We start from the raw sequence: 18,101 nt of genomic DNA on the forward strand, positions 1-18,101 counted from the left end.
CGGCTAAGCCGGGCTCCTCAGGATGAGATTCGTACTTGGGGCGAGCTACGCTCGGCCCTTGGTCGGGATCTGGTTGAACGGCACGTCCTTGTCGACACGGATGTCGCCGGGCAGGCCGAGCACCCGCTCGGCGATGATGTTGCGCAGAATCTCGTCGGTGCCGCCTTCGACGCGAGTCGCCGGCGAGCGCAGCAGCATCGCCTGGAATTTGCCGGCGACTTCCGCATCCTCCGGGCCGCTCAGCACGCCCTTTGCGCCCTGCAGATCAAGCGCATACATCGCGACGTCCTGGATCATCGAGCCCGCGACCAGCTTGCCGATCGAATTTTCCGGCCCCGGGCGTTCGCCGCGAGACAGCGCCGATATCGCGCGGAAGCTGGTGTATTTCAGCCCGCTGGCGCGCACCGCCCAGTTCGCCAACTTGCTACGCACCGCGCGGTCGTCGATCGCCGGCCCGTCGTCGAGCATAAGCGAATTGCAGTAGTCGAACAATTCCGGAAAACCGGTCGCCACATTGGCGCCGATCGACATCCGTTCGTTCATCAGCGTCGTCAGCGACACGTTCCAGCCGTCGCCCACAGCACCGAGGCGCTGCGAATCCGGAATCCGCACGTCGGTGAAGTACACTTCGTTGAAGTCGGAATTGCCGTTGGCCTGCTTGATCGGCTTAATCTCGACGCCCTTGCTCCTCATGTCGAGGAAGAACATCGTCAGCCCCTTGTGCTTGGGCACGGTCGGGTCGGTGCGCGTGATCAGGATGCCGTAATCCGAGTAGTGCGCGCCCGAGGTCCAGATCTTCTGGCCGTTGATGACCCAGTCGTCGCCGTCCCTCTCGGCGCGGGTGCGCAGGCCGGCGACGTCCGAACCGCCCGCCGGCTCGGAGAACAACTGGCACCACACCTTTTCGCCGGAGCCGAGCGGCGGCAGGTAATGCCGCTTCTGCTCTTCCGAGGCGTAGGCCATCATCGTCGGGCCGCACATGCCCTGGCCGATGATGAACATCGCGGTGAGCTTGCCGAACGCGCCCTCTTCCTGTTGCCAGATCACGCGCTCGATCGGCGACGCGCCACGGCCGCCATATTCCTTGGGCCAATGCGGCACGGCCCAGCCGGCATCGGCTTTCCTCTTCTGCCAAGCCTTGGCGACGTCGAGGATGTTGGCACCCTTCAGCACGACGCGGCCGAGCGAGGCCTTGCGCAGGTCGTCCTCATATTGCTTCGGCGCATTGGCGTCGATCCAGGCGCGCGCCTGGGCGCGGAATTCGGCTTCCTGAGGGGTATCGTCGAAATTCATCGGTTCGAGCCTTTCCAGTCGAGGCGAATTCAGAACCTCATGGTGAGGAGCGCGCCCTTGCGCGCGTCTCGAACCGTGAGGATGTACAGCCTCATCCTGACGCGGCGAAGACGCCGCTCCTCAGGATGAGGGGCCGTGCTTACGCCGCGTTCTTCTGGCGCATGCGATCGATCAACTGGTCTTCCCAATACGACTGGCTGCCGAGGGCCAGCGCCAACGCGTTGGAGCGGCGGTAGTACAGATGGCAGTCGAATTCCCAGGTGAAGCCCATGCCGCCGTGGACCTGAATGTTCTGCTTCGAGCAATGCTGGAACGCCTGCGTCGCGCTGATCCGCGCCGCAGCCGCGGCCTCAGCGAGCTCGCCCGCGTCGGTCGAGAGCGCCCAGGCGCCGTAGTAGCAATTCGAACGCGCCAGCGTCGCCGACACATACATATCGGCGAGGATGTGCTTGACGGCCTGGAACGAGCCGATGGGCCGGCCGAAGGCGATGCGGTCGAGCGCGTAGTCGCGGCCCATCTCCAGCGCGCGGTCGGCGCCGCCGACCTGCTCGAACGCGATCAGCACAGCGGCACGGTCCAGCACGCGCGACAGAATGCTCCAGCCTTCGTTGGCCGCACCGAGCGGCTCGGCCTTGGCACCGTCGAAAACGAGCTCGGCCTGCTGGCGCGATGGGTCGACGTTCTGCAGCGGCTTGGCGGTGACGCCGCCGGCCTTGAGATCGACCAGGAACAGCGAGATATCGACCTCGCGCCCGCTGTTGCCGGTGCGCGCCGCGACGATCGCGAAATCGGCGATGGCGCCGTCGGCGACCGGCTTCTTGGTGCCGGAGATCGCGCCGTTCGTGGCTGCGACCTTGATTGCCTTCGCCGATGGATTGCCGGTGCCTTCGAACAGCGCCAGCGTGCCGATCGCCTCGCCGGATGAGATCTTCGGCAGCCATTTCTGCTTCTGTTCGTCGCTGCCGGCGATCAGCAGCGCTTCGGCGGCGAGATACACGGTCGAGGCGAACGGCACCGGCGCCAGCGCGCGGCCGAGTTCTTCGGCGATCACGCAAAGCTCGAGATGCCCCGCACCCGCGCCGCCGAATTCCTCAGGAATCGCGACGCCGAGGAAACCCATCTCGGCGAGCCCCTTCCACAGATCGCGGTCGTAATCCGCCTTGCCCTCGAGCACGGCGCGCACCGCCTTCGGCGGACACTTCTCGGCGAGGAACCGCCGCGCCTGATCGCGCAACTGCTTCTGGTCGTCGGAGAAATCGAAATTCATGAGCGTGGTCTCGTTGTTGTTGGTTGTTCTCGGATATCGGGCACCGTCATTCCGGGGCTCGCCGAAAGGCGAGAACCCGGAATGACGGAGAATATGTTCGCGCGACGCGTGTTCACTTCAGCACCAGCACGTCCGCGTCGGGCTCTTGCGCATACAGCCGCTCGACCAGTGCCGCGCGGCGCTCGAGGCCGGCGCGCTGGTTGATGTAGCCCTTGTCGGTGAGTTCGTTGCCGTCGATCGAGGCCGGCTCGCTCATCAGCATCGCGCGCGCAATCCGCATCGAGCTGACGCCGCGCACCTCGGCATTGTGTTTCTCAAGGCCCGCTTTCAGCGCCGCGAGCACCGCAGGATGCTTCACCACGTCCTCGAACGTCGCCTCGGGATTGCCGACGAGTTGTCGGCACGCGTGCAGATTGGGCCACGCCAGCAGCCCGATGAATTCGCGGTCCTGGCCCGCCACCAGCGCGTCCTGCACCACCGGCGTCGCCGCTGCGATCGCGTCGGTGCGCACCGAGCCGACATGCACGAAGGTGCCGGTCATCAGCTTGAAATCCTCGACCACGCGGCCGGCGAAGATGATGCCCTTCACCGGGTCCTGCGGATCGACGAACTGACCGGCGTCGCCGATCTTGTAGAAGCCCTCCTCGTCGAACGCCTTCTCGGTCAGCTCCGGCTGGCCGTAGTAACCGGGCATCACATTAACGCCGCGCAGCCGCAATTCATATTTGTCGCCGATCGGCAGCATCTTCAGTTCGACGCCCGGGAACGGCAACCCGATCAGGCCAACGCGCTCTGTGTCCCAATAGGTGCCGGTCGAGGTCGGCGCGGTCTCGGTCGAGCCCCAGCCGGTGTAGAACACCAGCCGCTCGCCCGTGGCGCGCACCGCCAGCGCCTGCATCCGCTCGTAGAGATCGTCGGGCAGCCGCGCGCCGCCATAGGCCATCAGGCCGAGATTCTTGAAGAAGTTGCGGCACAGCGCATCGTCCTTCTCCATCGCGGATGCGAGCGCGGCGTAGCCCGCCGGCACGTTGGCGTAGTAGGTCGGCGAGATCTCGCGCAGGTTGCGCAGCGTCTCCTCGATCATGCCCGGCACCGGCCGGCCGTCGTCGATATACATCGTGCCGCCTTCGATCAGCAGCGGATTGAACGATGCATTGCCGCCCATGGTGTGGTTCCAGGGCATCCAGTCGAGGTTGACCGGCAGCGGCCCGTTCGGATCGCGGGGACGCACCTGCATCATCATCGCGGCGTTGGCGCAAATCATCCGCTGCGTATTGATGACCGCCTTCGGCATCCCGGTCGAACCCGACGTGAACAGCAGTTTGGCCACGGTATCCGGCGTGATCTGCGCGATCGACTCCGCGACGGCGTCGGTCACCGGGGTCGCGGCCATGTCGGCGAACGACATGCTCGCGATGCCCTCGGCCGGATTGGCGACGTGCACGACATGGACGCCGGTCAGATCCAGCGCGTGCAGCGCCTTGCCGAAGGCAGCGCCGTCCTGCACCAGCACAACGGCGGGCTTCACCAGGTCGAACAGGTATTTCAGCTTCGCATGATCGTGGCTCATCAGCGAATAGGCCGGCGACACCGGCGCGGTCGGAACCCGCGCCTGCATCGCCGCCATCAGCATCAGCGCATGCTCGATCGAATTGCCGGAGAGGATTGCGACCGGGCGGCCTTCCGGCAATTTCAGATCGAGCAGCGCCTGGGTCAGCGAATCGATCGTCCGCTTGGCCTCCGCGTAGCTTACCTTGCGCCATTGCCGTTCCGGGCCGGCACGCTGCGCCAGCCAGGTTTGATCCGGCCGCAGCCTGGCCCATTTCGCCAGAGCCATGGTCAGGTTCGGATCGTGGTCCTGCAGCTGGAACCGCGACTTCATCACGATAACGCCATCGGCGCGGCGATCGACCTCGATCTCGCGCGGCAGCCAGTTCACCTTGCGGAAGGCCGGCTTGGTCAGCACCGCGGCTGCGCTTGAAGTCATTGGTCTCGTCTCCCGCTGTCCTGGCCTCTTGTCCGGGCCGTGATGTTCTTATGGCTCTAGCGCCGGATATAGACCGGCTTTCGCTTCTCCAGAAAGGCGCTGATGCCCTCGGCGAAATCTTCCGAACGCGAGCACAGCACCTGATTGCGATCTTCCATCGCGATTACCTGCTCGATCGACCCGGCATCGACCGCCATGTTGAGGCATTCCTTCGACAGCCGCAAACCGACCGGCGACGCCGCCATCATCGCATCGACATAAGGCAATGCGGCAGCGTCGAGCTGATCGTCCTCGACCAGTTCCGACACCAGTCCGGTCATCAGCGCACGCTCGGCGCCGATGAAACGCCCGGTGAGAATGAGTTCAGAGGCAACCGAGACGCCGACCAGGCGCGGCAGGAAGTAGCTGGTGCCGATGTCGCAGCCACCGAGGCCGAGCTTGATGAAGGCGCAGTTCATCCGCGCGCTGCGGCCGGCGATGCGGATGTCGCTCGCCAGCGCCAGCGCGAAGCCGCCACCGGCAGCCGCGCCCTGCACCAGCGCGATGATCGGCTGCGGACAGCGCCGCATCAGCATCACGATGTCGGCGATCCTCCGCTGCGAGTCGAGAGATTCTGTGACCCCTGGCGGCTCTTGCTGCTTGCCGCGGCGGGCCATCGCGGACTTCAGATCGAGCCCGGCGCAGAAGTTCTTGCCTGCGCCCTTCAGCACGACGAGGCGAGTGTCGCGGTTTCGCTGGAGCTGGCCGAAGTAAGCGTTCAGCGCATCGATCAGGTCCGGATCGAGCGCATTCAGGCTATCCGGGCGATTGAGTGTCACCCAATCGACGCCGTCCTTGTGCTCGATCAGCAGAACCTGCGTCACGCATCACTCCCGGTTTCTTGTTCTTGTCCCGCGGACCACCGCGGTCGTTATTGCGCCCTCTCCCCTTGTGGGAGAGGGCAGGATTGCATCGGCGGCGCGTGCTGCAGGGTGAGGGGTTAGGATTCGCGGCCCCCTCACCCGGCGAGCTTCGCTCGCCACCCTCTCCCACGAGGGGAGAGGGTTAGTAGCGCGGACTACCGCGGCGCCATGCGGATGGCGCCGTCGAGGCGGATGGTCTCGCCGTTCAGCATCGGGTTCTCGACGATCTGCACCGCGAGCGAGGCGTATTCGGACGGATCGCCCAGGCGCGCCGGATGCGGCACCTGCGAGCCGAGGCTCTTGCGGGCTTCTTCCGACAGGCCCATCAGCAGCGGCGTCAGGAACAGGCCGGGCGCGATCGTCATCACGCGGATGTTCATCGAGGCGAGGTCGCGCGCCACCGGCAGGGTCATGCCGACGATGCCGCCCTTCGAGGCGGAGTAAGCCGCCTGCCCGATCTGGCCGTCGAACGCCGCGACCGAGGCGGTGTTGATGCAGACGCCGCGCTCCTCGCCGATCGTCGGTGCGTTCTGCATTCGCTCGGCGACGAGCCGGATGCAGTTGAAGCTGCCGATCAGATTGACGTTGATGATGCGCGAGAAGTGGTCGAGCGGATAGGCGCCGTTCTTGCCGACGGTCTTCACCGCGCCGCCGATGCCGGCGCAGTTCACCAGCACGCGGACGATGCCGTGCGCGGCTTCGGCCTTGGCGATGGCTTCCTTGACCGGGGCTTCCTGCGACACGTCGCCGACGCAGGCAACGCCGCCGATCTCGGCCGCGACCTTCTCGGCATTGTCCTTGTTCATGTCGAGCACCGCGACCTTGGCGCCCTTGGCGGCCATCGCTTGCGCCGTCGCGGCGCCGAGCCCCGACCCTCCGCCGGTGATGAGAACGGAGACGTCTTTCAACTGCATCGTAACTTCCCTTTCCTTGGACTTGTCTGGGGCTTCCGGAGTTTCGTGTTCGAAGCCGGGCGGGTCCGGTCCTTGGGCGTTTCCTGAACGGTTCAACGGACCTCGGACGGATCCTTGCGGCGTGGCCTTCTTGCGCTCTCAGGCCGGATTGATCAACGGCTCCCTGGGCGTTTCCCCGATTGTTGTGCTCCGAAGGTACTTCGCGCAGACCGCGAGGCCATCGGTTTTATGTCAGCCCTCGGCCTGAGGAGCGTCCGAACTGCTCGATCCTCATCCTGAGGAGCATCCGCAGGATGCGTCTCGAAGAATGAGTTGTCCTGATCCGATGTCCGGAAAAAGAATCTCGGGCGTTTCCTGGTCTTTTCTTCTGTCGTCAAATTCAAACGATGTCCCGGGGTGCCTGAAGTTCCATTCCGTCTGCCTCTTGCGGGCAGATTCCGTGAACCGATCCTTGGGCGTTATTGTTGTTGTTCGGATTTTCTTTGGCGTATCCCGGGTCTTGCTTGAAAGTCTCGCAGTTGCTTGGGGTCGTTTCTTGTTGTTGTCAGCGCGTTATCCGGCTCTTCTTGTTATTAGTCCGTTATCCCGTGGCGGCCTGCCGCGGCTTGCTTTGCCGATTGGGCAGCAGCAGCCCACCGAGGATGATCAGTTCGATGTGGCCGACATAGGCGCGACAGACCTCGTCGGTGACCGGTCCGACGCCGGCCGCGCGCATCATCGTCTGCCGACCGAAGAACAGGTGATCGCAGGCCCCGATCAGCATGGTGTAGAACAGCACCGGATCGACGTTTCGGAACTCACCTGCCGCGATACCTTCGGCGATCAGCCGGCGATGAAAATCGAGCAACGGGCCGACGAAGAATTTGGTGACCTCGTCGGCGGCCTCGCGATTGCTACCGTGCAGCAGATAGTGGATCAGCCGGTTCATGTACGGAAACTGGTGATACGCCTTGATGATGCCGGCGACGTGCAGCTTCATCTTGGTGGTCGGCGACAGCGGCTGCGCCAGCAGATAGTCGAGATGGGTCATCTCGTTGGCGGCGTCGCGCTCGAGCAGCGCCAGCAGCAGGCCATCCTTGTTGCCGAAATGATATTTCACCAGCGCGGCGTTAACGCCGGATTTGTGCGCGATGTCCGACAGCGAGATCTCGACCGAATTGCGCTCGATCATCAATTCGCCGGCGGCGACCAACAGCTTGTCGGCGGTGGAATTCTTCACCGCGGGGGGCCGGGTCGCCAGAATCTGGGTCGGTTGCGCTGCCATCGACGTCGCAATTAGCCCATCGCGCGGCCGGGCTCAAGCGTTAATTGATTGATTGACTAAATCGGCGCCCGCCCCTTAAATCCGCCACCATCCAGCCCCGCCAAACAACCACGAAACAGGGAGAAAACGCATGGCCGAGGCCTATATCGTCGCCGCCGCACGCACCGCCGGTGGCCGCAAGGGAGGCCGCCTCGCCGGCTGGCACCCGGCTGATCTCGCCGCTTCCGTGCTGAATGCGCTGGTGGATCGCTCCGGCGCGGCGCCCGACCAGATCGAGGACGTGATCATGGGCTGCGTCGGCCAGGCCGGCGAACAGGCTGTGAATATCGGCCGCAACGCGGTGCTGGCGTCGAAGCTGCCGGAGAGCGTGCCCGGCACCTCGATCGACCGGCAGTGCGGCTCGTCGCAGCAGGCGCTGCATTTCGCCGCGCAGGCGGTGATGGCGGGTTCGATGGACATCGTGATCGCGGCCGGCGTCGAGAGCATGACGCGGGTGCCGATGGGCTCGCCGGCCATCCTCGCCGCCAAGGCCGGGATGGGCACCTACAAGAGCCCGCAGATGGAAGAGCGCTACCCGAACAACCAGTTCAACCAGTTTACCGGCGCCGAAATGGTTGCGCACAAATACGATCTGTCGAAGGATCAGCTCGACGAATACGCCTATCAAAGCCACCAGCGGGCGATCGCGGCGACCCAGGGCGGCAAGTTCAAGGACGAGATCATCCCGCTGCCGATCACCCGCGCCGACGGCTCGACCGATACCCACGCGATCGACGAAGGCATCCGCTTCGACGTCACGCTCGACGGTATCAAGGGCGTCAAGCTGATCAACGAGAACGGCGGCCGGCTGACCGCGGCGACCGCGAGCCAGATCTGCGACGGCGCCTCCGGGGTGATGGTCGTGAACGAAAAAGGCTTGCGGCAACTCGGTGTCAAACCGATGGCACGGATTCACCACATGACGATGATCGGCGGCGACCCGGTGATCATGCTGGAAGCGCCGCTGCCGGCGACCGAACGCGCGCTGAAGAAGGCCGGCATGACCATCGACGACATCGACCTGTTCGAGGTCAACGAAGCCTTCGCCTCGATCCCGACCGCGTGGCTGAAGGCGACCGGCGCCGATCCGGCCCGGCTCAACGTCAACGGCGGCGCGATCGCGCTCGGGCATCCGCTCGGCGGCTCCGGCACCAAGCTGATGACCACGCTGGTCCACGCGCTGCAGCAGTCGGGCAAGCGCTACGGCCTGCAGACGATGTGCGAAGGCGGCGGCATGGCCAACGTCACCATCGTCGAGCGGCTGTAGCCAGCTGCCACTCCGTGTCCCGGACAAGGCGGAGCGCGCCAGCGCGCCGCCGCTGATCCGGGACCCCGGTTGAGCGCCGACAACAAACCGGGGCCCCGGATCAGCAGCGCACCACGCCGCGAAGGGCGGCGCGCTGCGCAGCATCCGGGGCACGCAAGCCAAAGCAATTTCAGAGCGGACTCAATCCGCCGCATCACCACCGAGGACACGCCATGACGCATCCGTCGATTCACGCCCGCACCCAGCCCGACAAGATCGCCTATCAGATGGCGTCGACCGGCAAGGCCATCACTTATCGCGAGCTCGACGAGCTCTCGAACCAGGGCGCGCAGCTGTTCCGCGCGCTCGGCCTCAAGGCCGGCGACCACATCGCGCTGTTGATGGAAAACCGGCTGGCGTTCATGGAGATCTGCTGGGCGGCGCAGCGCGCCGGGCTCTACTACACGGCGATCAGCCGTTACCTGAAGCAGGACGAGATCGCCTACATCGTGCAGGATTGCGGCGCCCGTGTCGTGATCACCTCGCCGCAGGGCGCGGACGCGATCGCGCCGCTGGTGAGCACCCTGCCCGGCGTCGCATTCTTCATGGTGGACGAGCCCGCGCAAGGCTTCCGCTCCTGGGACAAGGAAGCCGGCGCGCAGCCCAAGACGCCGATCGCCGACGAAGTCGCCGGCTACGACATGCTGTATTCGTCGGGCACCACCGGCCGGCCGAAGGGCATCAAGCGCGAATTCGAAGGCAACGCCATCGACGTGCCGTCGCCCTTCCTGCGTTTGCTGTGCGAGCGGATGTGCGGCATGAACCGGGACAGCATCTATCTGTCGCCGGCGCCGCTGTATCACGCGGCTCCCTTGCGCTTCAACATGATGGCGATCACGCTCGGCGGCACCTCGGTGATCATGGAGCATTTCGACGCCGAGCAGTTCTTGGCGCTGGTCGAGACCTACAAGGTGACGCAGTCGCAACTGGTGCCGACGATGTTCGTCCGCATGCTGAAGCTGCCGGACGAGATCCGGGCGCGCTACGACGTCTCGACACTGAAGGGCGCGATCCATGCGGCCGCCCCCTGCCCGGTCGACGTCAAGGCCAAGATGATCGACTGGTGGGGGCCGATCCTGATCGAGTACTACGCCGGATCCGAAGGCAACGGCGTCACGGTGTCGACCTCGCAGCAATGGCTGAGCCATCGCGGCACGGTCGGCAAGGCCGTGGTCGGCGTCGTCAAGATTCTCGACGAGGCCGGCGAGGAGCTGCCGACGGGCGAAATCGGCACGGTGTACTTCGCCGACGCGCCGGCGTTCAGCTATCACAACGATCCCGACAAGACCAAGAACGCCTACAACGACAAGGGCTGGTCGACGCTCGGCGACGTCGGCTATCTCGACGCCGAGGGCTTCCTCTATCTCACAGACCGCAAGAGCTACATGATCATCTCCGGCGGCGTGAACATCTATCCGCAGGAGACCGAGGACGTGCTGCTGACGCATCCCGACGTCGCCGACGTCGCGGTGTTCGGCGTGCCGAACGAGGAGATGGGCGAAGAGGTCAAGGCCGTGGTGCAGACCCGCGACGGGGTCACGCCGAGCAAGGAGCTCGAAGCCAAACTGATCGGCTTCTGCCGCGAGCGGCTCTCCGCGATCAAATGCCCGCGCTCGATCGATTTCGAGGCCGAACTGCCGCGCACGCCGACCGGCAAGCTGGTCAAGCGGCATCTCAAGGACCGCTACTGGCCGAAGAAGCAAGCGGCGATGGCATGATCGGCCCGTTCCCTCGATGAATCGTCGCGGGAACGGCCCTGCCGGACCGGGCAAGATCGGACTGCGCCCAAGATAACGAGTCCCGCGGGCGCGCGGGGCGCGCTATGCTGCGGCTCCCTTGGTCGCTCCGGTTCCCATGACGTTGCGTTTTCCGATCCGTGCCGGCGTCGCCGCGTCTGTTCTGGCCCATCTCGGGCTGGTCGGCGTCGTGCTGCTGTTCGCGGAGGTACGGCCGTTCGCCGAGGTGCCGGAGCAGCGGATCGAGGTCGACGTCGTCACCGCCGACGAAGCGCCGCCGGCGCCGGAACCGAAGCCGGAGAGCAAGCCGGCGCTGGAACTGCCCGAATTCAAGCCGACCGAATCCGAGCCGGCCGCGCAACAACAACCGCCAGCCAAGGCCGAAGCCGCGCAAAAGCCGGACCCCGCAAAGCCGGAGCCTGTTCAGAAAGAGCCGGAGCCTGTTCAGCAACAAGCCGATGCTCCGCAGCTGGAGCCACCCAAGCCTGAACCGCCCCAGCCATTTCCGCCCGCAGCGACACCGCAAGCCCAGCAGCAAGCCCAGCAGGCGGCGCCTGCGCCGTTTCCACCCGCGATTGCGCAGGAGCCGGACCTCACAGTGAAATATTCGGTGGCGCTCGGGCTACCCACGGACCCCGCTTTCGACGCACCCGCAGAGATCGCGGCCGATATCAGCGCCGACGCAATTGCGGCGTTGCGGCAGCGCCTGAAGTCGTGTGCGACATTGCCGGCCGCCGTTGCTCCGTCCGATAATGTGAAGATCGTGCTGCGCGTGGCGCTGCTTCCGGACGGACGATTGGCCCAGGAGCCGAATCTGATCGAGGCCAGCGCCTCGGCGAAGGGCCCGGCGCTGATGCAGGGCGCGATCGCTGCGCTGACCGCGTGCCAGCCCTATGGCATGCTGCCGGCCGACAAATACAGGGAATGGAAAGTGCTCGACATCGACTTCACGCCGCGTGATTTCCGCGGCGGTTAGGACATTGCACCGGAAGAACTGACCGCCATCGGCAGCCGCGCCGGCGGCAACGCCGGGCGCGCAGGCCCGTCATACAGGCCCTCATAAAGAAAGCTCCGGAACCGCCGGAGCTTTAAGTCAAGGGAGACACGAACCGACCGATCGATTCGGCCGGAATCCGAAACTCGCGCAATCAGAGCATCAGGCGCGGGCCACATCCTTGATTCACGTCAACGATATCCCGCTGTACGGGATTCTCCAGCCGAAATGTGACTCGCTGCCGCGCGCGCGGGGCGCCGGCCCCCGAATTGCAATTCGTTCCGCTGGCGTCATGATGCGCCGCCGCAACAAAGGGAGTCCGGCTTTGACCGCATCACAATGGAGCTTCGCGTCCGCCACCGAACTCAGCGCCGCGCTGAAGGCGAAGAAGGTCTCTTCCGTCGAACTGACGCAGGACGCCATCGCCCGCATCGAACGGCATGACGGCCAGATCAATGCGGTCTGCGTGCGCGACTTCGACCGGGCCCTGCAGACCGCCCGCGCCGCCGACCTCGCGCTGTCGCGTGGCGGCCGTGGATCGCTGCTCGGAATTCCGATGACGGTGAAGGAGAGCTTCAATGTCGCGGGCCTGCCGACGACCTGGGGATTCGTCCCGCACAAGGATTTCATCGCCCAGGACGATGCGCTGGCGATCGAGCGGGTCAAGGCCGCGGGCGCGGTGATCGTCGGCAAGACCAACGTGCCGGTCGCGCTCGGCGACTGGCAGAGTTACAACGACATCTACGGCATCACCAACAATCCGTTCGACCTCGGCCGCACCCCGGGTGGCTCCTCCGGCGGATCGTCGGCGGCACTCGCGGCCGGCTACGGCGCGCTGTCGCTCGGCTCCGATATCGGCGGATCGCTCCGCGTGCCGGCGCATTATTGCGGCGTCTACGCGCACAAGCCGACCTTCGGGCTGTGTCCCGCGCGCGGCCACACCCCGCCGCCGCTGCCGCCGCTGCCCTCCAACCGCGACCTGTCGGTGATCGGACCGATGGCGCGCTCCGCCGCCGACCTCGCGCTGCTGCTCGAGGTGATGGCCGGGCCGGATCCGATTTTCGACGGCATCGGCTACAAGCTCGACATGCCCGCGCCGCGCCACACCGCGCTGAAGGATTTTCGCGTGCTGCTGCTCGATACGCATCCGCTGCTGCCGACCGGCGCGAGCGTGCGCGGCGCGATCGAGACGCTCGAATCCGGATTGATCAAGGCCGGCGTCAGCGTCATCCGCCAGTCGCCGCTGCTGCCCGATCTTGCGGAAACTTCGCGCGTCTATATGCGGATGCTGCTGTCGTTCCTCGCGGCGGGCTTCGCGCCGGAGATCTACGCCGGCGCCGGGACGATGGCGGCGCAGCTCGATGCTTCCGACGACAGCCTCGCCGCCGAACGGCTGCGCGGCATCGTGCTCAGCCATCGCGACTGGCTGGTCGCCGACGGCCGCCGCACCGGCCTGCGCGCGCAATGGCAGGAATTGTTCAAGCAGTTCGACGCCGTGATCTGTCCGCTGATGCCGACGCCGGCCTATCCGCACGATCACCACGAGCCGCAGGAAGAACGCCGCATCCAGATCGACAACAAATTCTACCCTTACGTCGATCAACTGGTCTGGCCCGGCATCGCCACGCTGCCCGGCCTGCCCGCGACGGCGCTGCCGATCGCCATGTCGGCCGAAGGTCTGCCGATCGGCGTGCAGATCGTCGGCCCGTGGCTGGAAGATCGCACGCCGCTGAAACTCGCCGAACTGATCGAGCGCGAATTCGGCGGCTTCAAGCCACCGCCGGCGTTCGTGAGTTAGATCGCGCTCGCAGCACGCGCCGCCATGGTCATCATGGCGGCGCGGCGATCGACCGGCACCCGCGGCTGCTGTGTCGAGGGCACAGCTGGAGACAAACGATGATGCAGGATCTCGTCCCCCTCGCCGAAAAGGTCGCGGTGCGGCTGATCGCGCGGAAGCAGACCATCGCGGTGGCCGAATCGTCGACCGGCGGGCTGATCGCGGCGGCGCTGCTCGCGGTGCCCGGGGCGTCGGCCTATTTCCTCGGCTCCGCGGTGGTCTATACCCGCGAGGCCCGGCGCATCCTGATGGACATTCCCGATCCGCAGATGAAGGGGCTGCGCTCGTCGTCGGAGCCCTATGCGGAGCTGCTGGCGCGGCAGATGCGCGCCCGGTTCTCCTGCGACTGGGCGCTGTCGGAGACCGGCGCGGCCGGGCCCGGCGGCAACCGCTACGGCGATGCCGCCGGCCACACCTGCATCGCGGTCGCGGGCCCGGCGCAGGCGGTGATGACGCTGGAGACGGCGAGCAGCGACCGGCTCGACAACATGCATGTGTTCGCGAACACCGCGCTGACGTTTCTGCTGCACACGATGGCGCAGCGGGATTGAGCCGGGTCAGGCGCGCGGATCGGCGCAAGGCCGGCGAACAGCCCGGCGATCGCCGCCGCAGACGAAAAAGGCGGCCGTTGTCCGGCCGCCTTTCGATTCCCAAATCGTGAACCCGGGGGCCTGATCAGCCCCGATCAGACCGCCTTGGAATACAACTCCTCGACGTATTCCCAGTTGATCAGATTGTCGACGAAGGCCTTGAGATAGTCGGGACGGCGGTTGCGATAGTCGATGTAGTAGGAGTGCTCCCAGACGTCGACGCCGAGAATCGGCGTGGCGCCGTGTACCAGCGGATTCTCGCCGTTGGCGGTCTTGGAGATTTCGAGCTTGCCGTCCTTGACCGACAGCCAGGCCCAGCCCGAGCCGAACTGGCCGGCGCCGGCGGCGGCGAAATCGGCCTTGAACTTCTCGAGCCCGCCGAGATCCTCGGTGATCTTCTTCTCGAGCACGCCGGGCAGCTTGGTGCCGCCGCCATTCGGCTTCATCCACTTCCAGAAATGGATGTGATTGAAGTGCTGGCCGGCGTTGTTGAACAGCGGAGCGTTCTTGCCGAACGAGCCCTTGACGATCTCCTCGAGCGACTTGCCCTCGAATTCGGTGCCCTTCAGCAGGTTGTTGCCATTGGTGACATAGGCCTGATGATGCTTGTCGTGGTGATATTCGAGCGTCTCCTTCGACATGTAGGGCTGGAGCGCGTCGTAGGCATACGGCAATTCAGGAAGCGTGAAGGTCATGGGTCATCATTTCCACAATGGTGGGGGACTTCGTCTTAACGAGCCTCCTTATAGAAGGTTCCGACTACGGACCCAATATCTATTCTGAATTGCAACAGTATGTCACGGCGGCGCCGCATCTGCAGATACCGTTGCCGCCTGAGCACGTTAGCACACCAGCGACCTCACGCGGCCGCCGGCACCGCGAGGCCTTCCCGCCGCTGCGGCGGACGAACGTTCATCAGCATCTGCGCGGTGCCTGCGATCAGCCCGATCAGAACCGCGGCCTGCCAGGCGCGATCGTAATTGCCGAGATGATCGTAGATCACGCCGCCGCCCCAGGCGCCGATGAACGAGCCGACCTGATGGCTGAGAAAGGCGATGCCGGTCAGCGTCGCCATGTAGCGCAGCCCGAACAGCTGCGCGACGAGGCCGTTGACCAGCGGAATCACGCCGAGCCACAGCGTGCCCATCACCGCCGCGAACACCAGCGTGGTGGTCGCCGACGCCGGGAAGTAGAAATACGCCGCGATCGCCAGCGAGCGCACGATGTAGATGCCGCCGAGCAGATATTGCTTGGGATAGCGCCCGCCGAGCCAGCCGAAGGCGTAGGAGCCGATCACGTTGAACAGGCCGATCACCGCCAGCGCGCTGGCGCCGAGCGACGGATCGAGGCCGCAGATCGCCAGATAGTTCGGCAGATGCGTGGTGATGAAGACGAGCTGCAGCCCGCACACGAAAAACGCGATCGCCATCACCATGAAGCCGGAATGGCCGAGCGCGCTCTGCACCACCTCGCCGGCGGACTGCTGCAGGTCGTCGGCCTTCTCGATCTCGATCCTGTCGGCGCGGCCGGCGAACAATGCCGACGGCAGCATCACCACGACGAGGCCGAGAAATCCGATCAGCGCCATCTGCCAGCCCGCGGTGGTGATCAGCGTCTGCGCCAGCGGCGACGCGATCACCAGCCCGAGCGAACCCGCCGCCGACACCGCGCCCATCGCCACGCTGCGCTTGGCCGCCGACACCGTGCGCGAGGTCACCGTCATGGTCATGCTGGAAGCGGTGCAGGACAGCGCGATGCCGACGCAGACGCCGGCGCCCAGCGTGAACACCAGCGCCGATTCGGCGACCATCATCAGCACCAGTCCGGCGGCATAGACCACGACGCCGCCGAGCATCACCCAGCGCGTGCCGTAGCGGTCGGCGATCAGCCCGACCATCGGCTGCGTCACGCCCCAGATGATGTTCTGCAACGCCGTCGCCAGCGAGAAATCGGCGCTGGTGATGCCGATGTCGCGAATCACGGACGGCTGAAACAGCCCGAAGCTCTGCCGCATGCCCATCGCGAGGCTGAGCAGCACGGACGCGCCGATCAGAATCGACCAGCGCTGAAACGAGCTGAGCTGGGCTGCCTTCATGGGATCGTTTCCTCTCGCATCGCGATTTTGAGAATACTCATGCCCTGAAATGCGGCGTTTGACCATCCTTGCGCCCGGTATCGGGGTTCTGCACGGAACGCAGGGGTTGGCCGGCACGACCGGATTGATGCGACCGGAAATGGCCCGGCGGTGGCGGTCAGGTGAGCCGGTGAGACCCGAGCCGCCGCTTTCACCAAGTAAACTCGAGTTCCTGCCCTCGGCACGTGCGTTGCCCTCGCCTCCCTAGTGTCGTCCCCGCGCAGGCGGGGACCCATACGCCGTGTCGTTTCGGTCCGAGCACAGTGGCAAAGGCCTTCCTTCCCGCGAGAAGCCAGGGGTTATGGGTCCCCGCCTGCGCGGGGACGACCGTCCGCCTTGCGCGCCGATAATATGTTGATCATAATCCAATGATCGACCGCCGCCCGGGAGCGGTCCGCACGGGCAGGAAACCGCATGACCATCGACGCGCCGGCGGACCGGCCGCCGCCCGCCGCCCCGGCCGAGCCGCTGCTGGGCGCGCCGATCCTGCCGACGCTGATCCGGCTGGCGATTCCGAACGTGATCGCGATGGTCGGCACCGCGATCGTCGCGGTGGCCGAGACCTCCTATATCGGCCGCCTCGGCACCGAGCCGCTCGCCGCGATCGCGCTGGTGTTCCCGTTCGCGATGCTGACGCAGATGATGTCGGCGGGCGCGATGGGCGGCGGCGTCTCCTCCGCCGTCAGCCGCGCGCTCGGCGCCGGCGATCGCACCCGCGCCGAAGTGCTGGCGCTGCACGCGATCATCATCGGCATCGCCGCCGGGCTGGTCTTCACGCTGCTGATGCTGCTGTTCGGGCGGTCGCTCTACGCGCTGCTCGGCGGGCGCGGCGAAGTCCTCGAACAGGCCTGCAGCTATTCGGTGGTGCTGTTCTCGGGCGCGGTGTCGATCTGGCTGGTCAACACGCTGGCGTCGGTGCTGCGCGGCACCGGCGACATGGTGCTGCCGTCGGCGACGCTGCTCGGCGTCGCGGCGCTGCAGATCGTGATCGGCGGCGGACTCGGGCTCGGCCTGTTCGGCCTGCCGCGGCTCGGCATGGCGGGCGTCGCGTCGGGCCAGTTGATCGCGTTTTCGCTCGGCGCGCTGTTCCTGCTGGTCTACATGGCGAGCGGCCACGGACGGTTGACGCTGCGGGTCAAGTCGTTCGTGTTTCAGCGGCCGATGTTCGTCGACATTCTCAAGGTCGGCGCGATGGCCTGCCTCTCGCCGCTGCAATCGGTGCTGACGATCCTGATCTTCACCAAGATCGTCGCGACCTACGGCATCGCGACGCTGGCCGGCTACGGCATCGGCTCGCGTCTCGAGTTCCTGCTGATTCCGATCGCGTTCGCCTTCGGCGTCGCCTCGATCCCGATGGTCGGCATGGCGATCGGCGCCGGCCAAGTGGCGCGCGCACGGCGCGTCGCCTGGACCGCAGGTGCGGTGTCGGCGCTGATCCTCGGGCTGGTCGGGCTCATCCTGGCGATCCGGCCGTCGCTGTGGGTGTCGCTGTTCACCAGCGATCCCGCGGTGGCGACGGCGGCGAGTTCCTATTTCAACTGGGCCGGTCCCGGCTTCGCTTTCTTCGGACTCGGCGTGACGCTGTACTTCGCGTCGCAAGGCGCGGCGAAGGTCGGCGGCCCGGTGCTCGCCGCAACCGCGCGGCTCGTCCTGGTCGCGATCGGCGGCACCGCGCTGGTCGCTTCCGGCGCTCCCGCCTGGACGTTGTTCGCGCTGGTGCTGGTGGCGATGGTGGTCTACGGGCTCGGCACCGCGGCCGCGATTCACCTGACACGCTGGGTCAAGTGAATCTCAGGCGGACGACTTGCCTTCACGGCCACACCTTTGGCACGAATCTC

The 18,101-nt window shown here is 65.8% G+C and carries 14 protein-coding genes; 6 read left to right on the forward strand and 8 right to left on the reverse strand.

Annotated features, from left to right (window positions below):
* Positions 1-45: 45 nt before the first annotated feature.
* The 6 genes from ACTZWT_RS01655 to ACTZWT_RS01680 all read right to left on the reverse strand — a co-directional run bounded on the left by ACTZWT_RS01655 (position 46) and on the right by ACTZWT_RS01680 (position 7,627).
* Complete coding sequence (locus ACTZWT_RS01655; RefSeq protein ID WP_444767980.1) at positions 46-1,293, reverse strand: acyl-CoA dehydrogenase; 1,248 nt, start codon at positions 1,291-1,293, stop codon at positions 46-48.
* A 139-nt stretch (positions 1,294-1,432) separates the two neighbouring features.
* Positions 1,433-2,560 (reverse strand): acyl-CoA dehydrogenase family protein, encoded by a 1,128-nt coding sequence (locus ACTZWT_RS01660; protein ID WP_444767981.1) that lies wholly within the window; start codon positions 2,558-2,560, stop codon positions 1,433-1,435.
* A gap of 112 nt (positions 2,561-2,672) precedes the next feature.
* A complete protein-coding gene (locus ACTZWT_RS01665) occupies positions 2,673-4,547 on the reverse strand; it encodes an AMP-binding protein (protein WP_444767982.1) in 1,875 nt (624 codons plus the stop codon).
* A 56-nt stretch (positions 4,548-4,603) separates the two neighbouring features.
* On the reverse strand, positions 4,604-5,410 hold the full coding sequence (locus ACTZWT_RS01670) for an enoyl-CoA hydratase/isomerase family protein (protein ID WP_444767983.1): 807 nt from the start codon (positions 5,408-5,410) through the stop codon (positions 4,604-4,606).
* Positions 5,411-5,604: 194 nt separating this feature from the next.
* Positions 5,605-6,363, reverse strand: a complete 759-nt coding sequence (locus tag ACTZWT_RS01675) for an SDR family NAD(P)-dependent oxidoreductase (protein WP_011440580.1) — start codon at positions 6,361-6,363, stop codon at positions 5,605-5,607.
* A gap of 580 nt (positions 6,364-6,943) precedes the next feature.
* Positions 6,944-7,627: a TetR family transcriptional regulator gene (locus tag ACTZWT_RS01680; RefSeq protein ID WP_444767984.1), complete on the reverse strand. Its 684-nt coding sequence runs from the start codon at positions 7,625-7,627 to the stop codon at positions 6,944-6,946.
* A 130-nt stretch (positions 7,628-7,757) separates the two neighbouring features.
* On the opposite strand from ACTZWT_RS01680, the gene ACTZWT_RS01685 reads away from it, so the two are divergent.
* The 5 genes from ACTZWT_RS01685 to ACTZWT_RS01705 all read left to right on the forward strand — a co-directional run bounded on the left by ACTZWT_RS01685 (position 7,758) and on the right by ACTZWT_RS01705 (position 14,090).
* Positions 7,758-8,933 (forward strand): acetyl-CoA C-acetyltransferase, encoded by a 1,176-nt coding sequence (locus ACTZWT_RS01685; protein ID WP_444767985.1) that lies wholly within the window; start codon positions 7,758-7,760, stop codon positions 8,931-8,933.
* 212 nt (positions 8,934-9,145) lie between these two features.
* Positions 9,146-10,690 carry an acyl-CoA synthetase gene (locus ACTZWT_RS01690; RefSeq protein ID WP_444767986.1) on the forward strand — a complete coding sequence of 515 codons (1,545 nt, stop codon included), beginning with the start codon at positions 9,146-9,148 and terminating at the stop codon, positions 10,688-10,690.
* Positions 10,691-10,898: 208 nt separating this feature from the next.
* Positions 10,899-11,684: a hypothetical protein gene (locus ACTZWT_RS01695; RefSeq protein WP_444767987.1), complete on the forward strand. Its 786-nt coding sequence runs from the start codon at positions 10,899-10,901 to the stop codon at positions 11,682-11,684.
* A 343-nt stretch (positions 11,685-12,027) separates the two neighbouring features.
* Positions 12,028-13,500 carry an amidase gene (locus ACTZWT_RS01700; RefSeq protein ID WP_444767988.1) on the forward strand — a complete coding sequence of 491 codons (1,473 nt, stop codon included), beginning with the start codon at positions 12,028-12,030 and terminating at the stop codon, positions 13,498-13,500.
* 101 nt (positions 13,501-13,601) lie between these two features.
* On the forward strand, positions 13,602-14,090 hold the full coding sequence (locus ACTZWT_RS01705; RefSeq protein ID WP_444768448.1) for a CinA family protein: 489 nt from the start codon (positions 13,602-13,604) through the stop codon (positions 14,088-14,090).
* A gap of 134 nt (positions 14,091-14,224) precedes the next feature.
* Here the strand turns inward: ACTZWT_RS01705 and ACTZWT_RS01710 are convergent, their stop codons facing one another.
* Positions 14,225-14,824, reverse strand: coding sequence for a superoxide dismutase (locus ACTZWT_RS01710; RefSeq protein WP_444767989.1), 600 nt, complete (start codon positions 14,822-14,824; stop codon positions 14,225-14,227).
* Positions 14,825-14,988: 164 nt separating this feature from the next.
* On the reverse strand, positions 14,989-16,224 hold the full coding sequence (locus tag ACTZWT_RS01715; RefSeq protein WP_444767990.1) for an MFS transporter: 1,236 nt from the start codon (positions 16,222-16,224) through the stop codon (positions 14,989-14,991).
* Between the two features lie 453 nt (positions 16,225-16,677).
* On the opposite strand from ACTZWT_RS01715, the gene ACTZWT_RS01720 reads away from it, so the two are divergent.
* Positions 16,678-18,051: an MATE family efflux transporter gene (locus tag ACTZWT_RS01720; protein WP_444767991.1), complete on the forward strand. Its 1,374-nt coding sequence runs from the start codon at positions 16,678-16,680 to the stop codon at positions 18,049-18,051.
* Positions 18,052-18,101: the final 50 nt, after the last annotated feature.

This window comes from Rhodopseudomonas sp. NSM, from assembly GCF_052445935.1.
Classification (GTDB): Bacteria; Pseudomonadota; Alphaproteobacteria; order Rhizobiales; family Xanthobacteraceae; genus Rhodopseudomonas.